At 72.9% G+C, this 10,101-nt stretch carries 8 protein-coding genes; 2 read left to right on the forward strand and 6 right to left on the reverse strand.

The window, feature by feature from the left end:
- Positions 1–8: 8 nt before the first annotated feature.
- The 3 genes from ACFW48_RS02805 to ACFW48_RS02815 are packed head-to-tail and all read right to left on the reverse strand — an operon-like array spanning position 9 to position 4,187.
- Positions 9–1,694, reverse strand: a complete 1,686-nt coding sequence (locus ACFW48_RS02805; protein ID WP_386309800.1) for a thiamine pyrophosphate-binding protein — start codon at positions 1,692–1,694, stop codon at positions 9–11.
- Positions 1,691–2,659 carry an agmatinase gene (gene speB, locus ACFW48_RS02810; RefSeq protein ID WP_217254364.1) on the reverse strand — a complete coding sequence of 323 codons (969 nt, stop codon included), beginning with the start codon at positions 2,657–2,659 and terminating at the stop codon, positions 1,691–1,693. The genes ACFW48_RS02805 and speB overlap by 4 nt, the downstream gene beginning before the upstream one ends.
- Before the next feature lie 52 nt (positions 2,660–2,711).
- Entirely contained in the window at positions 2,712–4,187 is a 1,476-nt protein-coding gene (locus ACFW48_RS02815) for a sodium:solute symporter (protein WP_386309805.1), read from the reverse strand.
- 183 nt (positions 4,188–4,370) lie between these two features.
- Here ACFW48_RS02815 and ACFW48_RS02820 point away from each other — a divergent pair, with 183 nt between their 5' ends.
- Both ACFW48_RS02820 and ACFW48_RS02825 read left to right on the forward strand, forming a co-directional pair.
- Positions 4,371–5,990 (forward strand): PucR family transcriptional regulator, encoded by a 1,620-nt coding sequence (locus tag ACFW48_RS02820; protein WP_386309806.1) that lies wholly within the window; start codon positions 4,371–4,373, stop codon positions 5,988–5,990.
- Positions 5,991–6,051: 61 nt separating this feature from the next.
- Positions 6,052–6,840 carry a phosphatase gene (locus tag ACFW48_RS02825; RefSeq protein ID WP_121747107.1) on the forward strand — a complete coding sequence of 263 codons (789 nt, stop codon included), beginning with the start codon at positions 6,052–6,054 and terminating at the stop codon, positions 6,838–6,840.
- A gap of 21 nt (positions 6,841–6,861) precedes the next feature.
- On the opposite strand, the gene ACFW48_RS02830 is transcribed toward ACFW48_RS02825, so the two are convergent.
- The 3 genes from ACFW48_RS02830 to ACFW48_RS02840 are packed head-to-tail and all read right to left on the reverse strand — an operon-like array spanning position 6,862 to position 9,890.
- On the reverse strand, positions 6,862–7,845 hold the full coding sequence (locus ACFW48_RS02830; RefSeq protein ID WP_386309808.1) for a cation diffusion facilitator family transporter: 984 nt from the start codon (positions 7,843–7,845) through the stop codon (positions 6,862–6,864).
- Between the two features lie 4 nt (positions 7,846–7,849).
- On the reverse strand, positions 7,850–8,722 hold the full coding sequence (locus ACFW48_RS02835; protein ID WP_386309810.1) for an acyl-CoA thioesterase: 873 nt from the start codon (positions 8,720–8,722) through the stop codon (positions 7,850–7,852).
- A gap of 10 nt (positions 8,723–8,732) precedes the next feature.
- The gene (locus ACFW48_RS02840; RefSeq protein WP_386309812.1) at positions 8,733–9,890 is read right to left on the reverse strand and encodes an acyl-CoA dehydrogenase family protein; all 1,158 of its coding nucleotides are present in this window, start codon (positions 9,888–9,890) and stop codon (positions 8,733–8,735) included.
- Between the last annotated feature and the right edge of the window lie 211 nt (positions 9,891–10,101).

A 10,101-nucleotide genomic window follows, 5' to 3' on the forward strand; every position in this document is an offset into this window, starting at 1 on the left:
AGCCGTCCTCAGTCCAGGTGCGTCGGCGCGAACATGCGCAGTACGGCGGGGAGGACGACCACCGAGGGCCCCGGTGCGGCCAGGGCCTTCGCCAGGTCGGCCTCCAGCGCCTCCGGCGACGTACGCACGCCCGGGACGCCGAACGACTCGGCGAGGGCCACGTAGTCGGGGCGGGTCAGCTCCGTCGCCGTCGGCTCGCCGAAGGCGTCGGTCATGTACTCGCGCAGGATGCCGTAGCCGCCGTCGTCGACGATCAGCCAGGTGACGTTCAGGTCGTACTGGCGGGCGGTGGCCAGTTCGGCGATGGAGTACAGGGCTCCGCCGTCGCCGGAGACCGCCAGGACCGGGTGGGTGGGGTCGGCCGCCGCTGCTCCCAGGGCCGCCGGGAAGCCGTAGCCGAGACCGCCGGCGCCCTGGGCGGAGTGCATGGTGTTCGGGGCCTTGGCGTCGAAGGCCGACCACGCCCAGTAGGCCAGGATGGTCATGTCCCAGAAGGACGGGGCGCCGGGCGGGAGGGCCCCCCGGACGGCGGCGAGGACGTCCTGTTCGAGGGTCAGCTCCTGGGACGCGATGCGCTCGCGCACCTTCTCCAGAACCGCCCGCACGCGCTCCGGGGCCGCCGGGTCCGTCCGCTCCCCCACCGTCTCCAGCAGCGCCTGGAGGGCGAGGCGGGCGTCGGCGTGGATGCCGAGCGCCGGGTGGTTGGACTCCAGTTTGCCGAGGTCCGCCTCGATCTGGACGACCCGGCCGCGCGGCTTGAACGTGTGGTAGTTCGAGGAGAGTTCGCCGAGGCCGGAGCCGACGACGAGGAGTACGTCGGCGTCCTCCAGGAAGTCCGTGGTGTGGCGGTCCTCCAGCCAGGACTGGAGGGACAAGGGATGCGTCCACGGGAAGGCGCCCTTGCCGCCGAAGGTGGTGACGACGGGGGCCTGGAGGCGTTCCGCGAGCTGCCGGAGCTTCTTCGACGCGTCGGCCCGGACGACTCCGCCGCCCGCGACGATCACGGGGCGCTCCGCGCGCGTCAGCAGGTCGGCGGCGACCGCCGTCAGTTCGGGGCGCGGGGGCAGTTCCTCGGGGAAGGTGTCGCCGCCGGTCACGACCGGGATCGGCGTCTCGGCCAGGAGGACGTCCTGCGGGATCTCCACCCACACGGGGCCGTGCGGGACGGTCAGCGCCGACGTCCACGCCTCGGCGATGGCGGACGGGATCTGGGACTGGGTGCGGACCGTGTGGACGGACTTCACCACACCCCGGAAGGACGCCGCCTGGTCGGGGAGTTCGTGCAGGTAGCCGTGGCGTCCGCCGCCGAGGCCGGCCGTCGGCACCTGGCTGCTGATCGCGAGGACGGGGGCGGAGGCCGCCCGCGCCTCCTGGAGCGCGGCGAGGGAGGTGAGGGCTCCGGGGCCGGTCGACAGGAGCAGTGGGGCGGCCTCACCGGTGATCCGGCCGTAGGCGTCGGCGGCGAAACCGGCGTTGTTCTCCACCCGCAGGCCGATGTAGCGCAGGTCCGAGCGGCGCAGCGCGTCGAACATGCCGAGGGCGTGCTGGCCGGGCAGGCCGAAGACGGTGGTCGCGCCGAGCCCGGCCAGGGTCTCCACGACCAGGTCTCCGCCGTTGCGGCCGGGGGGAGGATTCAGCGCGGCCTCCGTCTGTGCGGCGGTCGGACGGAGCACCAGGTCGTGGTCGTGGGTCACTTCGCGCGGGCCTCTGCAATCTGGCGGGACATGATGGTGGTCAGTTCGTACGCGGTGTGGGAGGCCGCGACGGAGGTGATCTCCGCGTGGTCGTAGGCCGGGGCGACCTCGACGACGTCGGCCGACACCAGGTTGCAGGATGCCAGGCCGCGCAGGATCTCCAGCAGTTCGCGGGAGGTCATGCCGCCGGCCTCGGGGGTGCCGGTGCCGGGGGCGTGGGCGGGGTCCAGGCAGTCGATGTCGATGGAGATGTAGAGGGGCCGGTCGCCGATGCGCTGGCGGAGCTGGTCGGCCACCTCGTCGGCGCCGCGTCGGTAGACGTCGGCGGAGGTGACGATGCCGAAGCCCATCTTCTCGTCGTCGGTGAGGTCCTGCTTGCCGTACAACGGGCCGCGGGTGCCGACGTGGGAGAGCGCGGAGGTGTCGAGGATGCCCTCCTCGACCGCGCGCCGGAACGGGGTGCCGTGCGTGTACTCGGCGCCGAAGTAGGTGTCCCAGGTGTCCAGGTGGGCGTCGAAGTGGAGCAGGGCGACCGGGCCGTGCTTCTTGGCGACCGAGCGGAGCAGCGGGAGGGCGATGGTGTGGTCGCCGCCCAGGGTCATCAGACGGGCGCCGGTGCCGAGGAGGTCGTCGGCGGCGGCCTCGACGGTCTCGACGGCCTCGTTGATGTTGAAGGGGTTGACGGCGATGTCGCCGCCGTCGGCGACCTGCGCGAGGGCGAAGGGGGAGGCGTCCTGGGCCGGGTTGTAGGGGCGCAGCAGGCGGGAGGCCTCGCGGATGGCGTTGCCGCCGAAGCGGGCTCCCGGCCGGTAGGAGACGCCCGAGTCGAACGGCACGCCCACCACGGCGACGTCGGCGGTCCCGACCTCGTCGAGGCGGGGCAGCCGGGCGAAGGTCGCGGGTCCCGCGTACCGCGGGACGCGGGAGGAGTCGACGGGGCCGCGGGGCGTCTCGTTGCTGCTCATGTACTGCCTTCCTTCTTACGCTTCGTCGCGTATGTACTACTGCGGTCCGACTCTACTGGTGAGCCGGGACCGCCGGTTCGGACAGGGTTTCGGGAGCCCGTCCGGCGAGGCGTTCGCGCCAGGCGGTGAGGATCGCCTCGTCGGTGGGGCGGGTCGCCAGGGAGACGGCGACGTAGACGGCGAGGGAGGCCGGCAGGCCGTAGTAGACGGGCTCGTTGGCGAGGATGCCGTAGGCCGCCATCAGGCCGACGACCGCGAGGCCGCCGACGGCTACGGCGGCGAGGGCGCCCTGTGCGGTGCCGCGTTTCCACAGCAGCCCGCCGAGGATGGGGACGAGGAGGCCGCCGACGAGGAGGTTGTAGGCGACGGTGAGGGCTTCGACGACGTCGTTGAGGGCGATCGCGATGACGATCACCGCGACACCCATCGCGAGGATGAAGGCGCGGTTGCCCCTCACCTCGTCGTGCGCCTCGTCGGGCTCGCCCTCCGCCCCGCGCACCACGCCGCGCAGCCGCGACCAGATGTCGTTGTTGGCGACGGTGGCGCAGGCGATGAGGGCGCCGGAGGACGTGGACATCACGGCGGCCAGGGCGGCGGCCAGCACGAGTCCGCGCACGCCCATGGGCAGCTCGTCCTTGACGATGGTGGCGAAGGCGTCGTCGGGGCTGCCGAGCTTGGGGTAGAGCACCTTGGCCGCCGTGCCGATGATGGCGCCGGCGACGGCGTAGACGAGGCAGTAGGTGCCGGCGATGGCGCCGCCCCACTTGGCGGTCCGGTCGCTGCCCGCGGTGAAGACGCGCTGCCAGATGTCCTGCCCGATGAGCATGCCGAAGGTGTAGATCAGCACGTAGGTGAAGATGGTCTCGCCGCCGACGCCCAGCGGGTCGAAGTACGAGGTCGGCAGCTGGGCCTTCATCTCGCTGAAGCCGCCGGCCTTGACGACCGCGATGGGCAGCAGCAGGAGCAGTACGCCGATGGTCTTCACCACGAACTGCACCATGTCGGTGAGCGTGATGGACCACATGCCGCCGAGCGTGGAGTAGGCGACGACGATGGAGCCGCCGAGGATGATCGCGAGGGTGCGGTTCACGTCGAAGAGGACGTCGAAGATCGTGGCGTAGGCGATGGTGGAGGTGACGGCGAGCATCAGGGTGTACGCCCACATGACGACGCCGGAGATGACGCCCGCCTTGCCGCCGTAGCGGAGGTCGAGCATCTCGGAGACGGTGTAGACCTTCAGGCGGGCGATGCGCGCGGAGAAGAAGACGGACAGCGCGAGCAGGCCGAGGCCGATGGTGACGACCATCCAGGCGCCGGACAGTCCGTACTGGTAGCCGAGGCCGACGCCGCCGATGGTGGACGCGCCGCCGAGGACGATCGCCGCCATGGTGCCGGAGTACATCGCGGGGCCGAGACGGCGGCCGGCGACGAGGAACTCGCTCTTGGACTTGGCGCGGCGCATGCCCCACCAGCCCATGGCCAGCATGCCGGCGAGATAGACGACGATCACTATGTAGTCGACGGCCATGGGGGCCTCCTTCGCCTGTGTCGGTGGCGTGTCGTGCGGTGGGGAGTTGTCCGGTGGCTGGTCGCGGGGACATCCGCCCGTACCCGCGGCCGCCGGTCGAGGTTGACCCTAGGTGGCTGAAAAGCGACTGCGAAGTGTACGTTTCATCCAGTCGGCATCACTCGGATGGAGGGAACATCCATCATGCAGGAGTCGGCCGTTCCGCCCACGCCTCCCACTCCCCCGGTGTCGCTCGCGGCCCTGCTGGCCCGTGACGACCTGGGGCTGCGCCTGCTGGCCGGACCATCGGCGGCGGACGTGACGGTCCACTGGGCGCACACCTCGGAGATGTCCGACCCCTTCCCGTACCTGCTGGGCGGTGAACTGCTGCTGACGGCGGGCGTGCACATCCCGGAGGGGGCGGACTCGGGGACGTACTTCGACGCCTACGTCTCGCGGATCGTGGCGGCCGGCGGCGCCGCGCTCGGCTTCGGGGTGGCGCCGGTGCACGACACCGTGCCGGGGGCGCTGGTCGCGGCCTGCGAGGCGTACGGGCTGCCGCTGGTGGAGGTGCCGCCGAGGACGACGTTCTCGGGTGTGGCCCGCGCGGTGTGGCAGCTGATGGCGCAGGCCCGGCTCGCCGAGCTGCGCCGGGTCTCCGAGGCCCAGCAGGGTCTGGCGGCCGCGGCCTCCCGTCCGGACCCGGTGCCGTCGGTACTGCGCCGGCTGGCGACCCGGCTCGACGGGCGGGCGGTGCTGTACGGGCCGGAGGGCGCGGAGATCGCGGCGGCGGGGCGGGAGCCCGGGGGTGAGGTGGGGCGGGCGCTGGCGGAGCTGGCCCGGTACGTCACCGGCCACGCCTCCAGCACCGCCACGGACACGGTCGCCGGCACCCGTCTCGCCGCGTACGCCCTCGGCACCGGGCAGGGCTTCGTGCTCGGGGTGGCGGCCCCGCACCGGGAGTCCGGGGACCACACCATCGCCTCGGTCGCCGCCGTCCTGCTCTCCCTCCTCACCGGCGAGCACCAGAGCGGCACGGGCGCGGCCCGCTCCTCGGCTCTCGTACGCCTGCTGCTGGGCGCCCGCCCCGAGGAGGTCGCGCCGCTGCTCGGCGGAGGGGGCGGCGAGGGCGTCACCCACTGGCACGTCGTACACGCCCGCCCCGCCGCCGGGGCCCCCGACCCGGTCTCCGCCTCCGCACTGGGCACGGCCCTCGGCTCCCCACTGGTCGACACGGCCGGGGACGTCGTACGGGTGCTCGTACCGGCCTCCCGGCACGCCGACGCGGAGGGAGGGCCCGGGGTTGGGACCGGCGCGGGCCCCGCACGCACAACCGCCGCGGGGGCCGGGGCCGGGGCGGGCCCGACACCCACAACCGACTCGGGGGCCGGGGCCGGGGGGCCGGCGACCGTCACCGGCCCGGCCGCTCAGCCCGGCTGGACCCTCGGCGTCAGCTCCCCCGTCGCCCCCGCCGAGTGGCCGGCCGCCGATGCCCAGGCGGCCCGCGCGCTGGCCCGGGCCAGGGCCACCCGGGTGCCGCTGGTCCGACACAGCGCGCGGCCCGCGCTGGCCGACCTCGTGCCGGACGGCGAGGCCGAGGCGCACGCGCGTGCGCTGCTAGCGCCGGTCGCGGCGGTTCCGGCGCTCACCGAGACCCTGCGCGCCTGGCTCTCCCTGCACGGCAGTTGGGACCGCACCGCCGTCGCCCTGTCCGTGCACCGCAACACCGTCCGGCAGCGCATCGCCCGCTGCGCGGCCCTGCTGGACGCCGACCTCGACGACCCGGACGTACGGATGGAGTTGTGGTTCGCGCTGCGGAGGTGACCCACGTCCCAGCGTGCGATATGCCCAAGACGCCGACTGACGGCTGCCTCACAATGGAGCCATGCCGATACCCGGGACACCCAGCCGCGCCGAACTCGCCGAACACCTCGTCAGAACCCGTATCGCGGGCGACGTCGCCACGCCCCGCGAGAACAACCTCTCCCACTACCGGAAGCTGGCGAACGGCGACCGCAACTTCTGGCTCGGCCTGGAGCTGGGCGACCGCTGGAGCGACGAGCAGGACGTGCTGGCGGTGATGGCGGAGCGGGTCGGCGTCAACGACGACCCCGAGTACCGGTACGGCCAGGACACCATCGACCCCGAGCTGACCGTGGCCGCGCTGGAGCGCATGGCCGGCCGGCTGCGCAAGGCGGCCGACGGCGGGCAGCGCGTGCTGTTCGCGACCGGCCACCCCGGCGGTCTGCTCGACGTGCACCGCGCCACGGCCGACGCGCTGCGCACCGCCGGATGCGAGATCGTCGTGATCCCGGAGGGGCTGACGACGGAGGAGGGGTACGTCCAGCAGTTCGCGGACGTGGCCGTGCTGGAGCACGGTGCCTCGCTGTGGCACACCCATTCCGGTGAACCGATGAAGGCGATCCTCACGGGTCTGGAGCGCGCGGGCCGCCCGCTGCCGGACCTGGTCGTCGCCGACCACGGCTGGGCCGGTTACGCCGCTCAGCACGGCGTCGACTCCGTCGGTTACGCCGACTGCAACGACCCGGCGCTCTTCCTCGCCGAGTCCGAGGGCACCCTCCAGGTCGCGGTGCCGCTGGACGACCACGTGGTCAGCCCGCGCTACTACGACCCGATGACGGCGTATCTGCTGACGGAGGCGGGACTCAAGTAGCCCCGCCTGCCCCGCCGCCCCTCAAGGCCAGGGGTTGAGCCCCTCCGAGCGGCGCTGCGCGAATCCGGGCGTCGGGTCCAGGTAGACCCGGCGGATCATCGGGAACTCCTCGCGCAGCCGCTGCTCGGCCCGTTCGCTCGCCCACTCGATCTGCGCCGCCGTCGCCACGTCCCGGAAGTCGACCTTGGCGGCGACCAGCGCCTCCCGCGGGCCCTGCACGAGAGTGGTCAGCTCCAGTACGGCCTCGATGTGTTCGACGGCCACCAGTTCCGCCCGGATCCGCTCCCGCACGGTGCGGGGCAGCGGGCGGCCGATGAGGAACTCGGCGTTGGAGCGGCCCAGCACCCAGGCGACGTACAGCAGCAGGGCGCCGATGCAGAGCGAGGCGACGCCGTCCCAGACGCCGGAACCGGTGAGCTGCCCGCCGAGCAGGCCGCCGGCGGCCAGCAGCAGGCCGGCGAGGGCGGCGGTGTCCTCCATGACGACGGCCTTCACGGCGGTGTCGGGGGTGCGGCGCAGATAGCGACCGAAGGGCACCTTGTAGTGGCGGGCCTCGCCGCGCGCCTGTTTCAGGCCGGTGCGCAGGGAGTAGCCCTCCAGGAGGAAGGCCACGGCCAGGACGACGTACGCCACCAGCGGGTCGCCGGGTTCCTCGGCGTGGGTGAGGGCGTGGACGCCGTCGTAGAGGGCGAAGACCGCGCCGCCGACGAAGGTGGCGACGGCGGCGAGCAGGGCCCAGATGTAGCGTTCGGGGCCGTGGCCGAGGGGGTGGTCCTCGTCGGCGGGGCGGGCGCTGCGTCTGAGCGAGGTCAGCAGCAGGACCTCCGTGACGGTGTCGGCGACCGAGTGCGCGGCCTCCGACAGCATCGCGCTGGACCCGGTGAGCACGCCGGCCACCGCCTTGGCGACGGCGATGCCCAGATTGGCTAGGGCGGCGACGATCACCGTGAAGGTGCTGTCGCCGCCGCCGTCGGTCGCATGCCGCTCGCGTGCAGGTTCGGCCATGCCCTCAGTGTTCCCGAGGGACGCGCACCACACCTTCCTGGATGACCGAGACGGCGAGCCGCCCGTCCTGGGTGTGGATCCTGGCCTGGCCGAGGCCCCGGCCGCCGGACGCGGACGGCGACTGCTGGTCGTACAGCAGCCACTCGTCGGCGCGGAAGGGCCGGTGGAACCACATCGCGTGGTCGAGCGAGGCCCCGACGACGTCACCGACGGCCCAGCCGCCGCGGCCGTGCGCGAGCAGGACCGAGTCGAGGAGGGTCATGTCGGAGACGTAGGTGGCGAGGACGACGTGCAGGAGGGGGTCGTCCGAGAGCTTGCCGTTGGTGCGGAACCAGACCTGGGAGTGCGGCTCGCGGGGCGTGCCGAAGTCGCCGAAGGGCGGGTCGTCGACGTAGCGGAGGTCGACGGCGGCGCGGGCCTCCAGGAAGCGCTCGACGGTCTCGGCGGGCAGGTGCGGGTAGCCGCGCAGCCGTTCCTCGCCGGTGGGGAGGGTCGCCGGGTCCGGTGCGGGCGGCATGGGGGCCTGGTGGTCGAGGCCCTCCTCGTACGTCTGGAAGGACGCCGACAGGGTGAAGATCGGCTTGCCGTGCTGGACGGCGACGACGCGGCGGGTGGTGAAGGAGCGGCCGTCGCGCAGGCGGTCGACGTTGTAGACGATGGGGGCGCCCGGGTCGCCGGGGCGCAGGAAGTACGCGTGCAGGGAGTGCGCGTGCCGGTCCTCGGGGACCGTGCGGCCGGCGGCGACCAGCGCCTGGGCCGCCACCTGCCCGCCGAAGACCCGGGGGACGACGGCGGAGCGGGAGTGGCCGCGGTAGATGTCCTCCTCGATCCGCTCGAGGTCGAGCAGATCGAGGAGGGACTGGAGTGCTTCGCTCATGCCCCGTGGTTCACAGGCCCATGTTCTTCGCGATGATCATCTTCATGACCTCGCTGGTGCCGCCGTAGATGCGGTTGACGCGGTTGTCCGCGTACAGGCGGGCGATCGGGTACTCGTTCATGTAGCCGTAGCCGCCGTGCAGCTGGAGGCAGCGGTCGATGACGCGGTGCGCGACCTCGGTGCAGAACAGCTTGGCGCTGGCGGCCTCGGCGGGGGTGAGCTCGCCGGCGTCCAGGGCCTCGGTGGCGCGGTCGGCGACGGCCTCGGCGGCGTCCACCTCTGCCTGGCAGGCGGCCAGCTCGAACTTGGTGTTCTGGAAGTGGGCGACCGGCTTGCCGAAGACGGTGCGGTCCTGCACGTACTGCTTGGCGAAGCGGACTGCGGCCTTGGCCTGGGCGTAGGCGCCGAAGGCGATGCCCCAGCGCTCGGAGGCCAGGTTGTGGCCGAGGTAGGAGAAGCCCTTGTTCTCCTCGCCGAGCAGGTCCTCGACGGGCACCTTGACGTCGACGAACGCCAGCTCGGCGGTGTCGGAGGTGCGCAGGCCCAGCTTGTCCAGCTTGCGGCCCACCGAGTAGCCCTCGGACTTGGTGTCCACGGCGAACAGGGAGATGCCGTGGCGGCGGTCCTCGGCCGTGGGCGCGGCGGTGCGGGCGCAGACGATCACCTTGTCGGCGTGCACGCCGCCGGTGATGAAGGTCTTGGCGCCGTTGAGGACGTAGTGGGTGCCGTCCTCGGAGAGCTTGGCGGTGGACTTCATGCCGGCCAGGTCGGAACCGGTGCCCGGCTCCGTCATCGCGATGGCCCACATCTCCTCGCCGGAGACGAACTTCGGCAGGAAGCGCTTCTTCTGCTCGTCGGTGGCCAGCATCTTGATGTACGGCAGGGCGAGCAGCACGTGCACGCCGGAGCCGCCGAACTGGACGCCCGCGCGGGCGGTCTCCTCGTAGAGGACGGCCTCGAACTTGTGGCTGTCCATGCCCGCGCCGCCGAACTCCTCGGGCACGTTGATGCCGAAGATGCCCAGCTCGCCGAGCTTGTAGTAGAAGTCGCGCGGCGCCTGGCCCGCGGCGAACCACTCGTCGTAGACGGGGACGACCTCGGCCTCGATGAAGGCGCGGATGGTCTCCCGGAACGCCTCGTGGTCCTCGTTGAACACCGTACGGCGCACCGCGCCACCTCCAGGGTACGTATCTAAGCGCTTGCTCAGACTTCACCGTACCGGCGGGTAGGGGAGGCGTCCAGGGTGGGGCGTGGGTAACCCTCGTCACTCCCCGGCGCCCCTTGCCCCCCCCCCCCCCCCCCCCCCCCCCCGCCCGGGGGCCCCCCCCCCCCCCCCCCCCCCGCGCGGGGGGCCCCCCCCGCGCCGCGGGCCCGCGGGG

Source organism: Streptomyces sp. NPDC058812, assembly GCF_042744565.1.
In the GTDB taxonomy this organism is placed as follows: domain Bacteria; phylum Actinomycetota; class Actinomycetes; order Streptomycetales; family Streptomycetaceae; genus Streptomyces; species Streptomyces thinghirensis.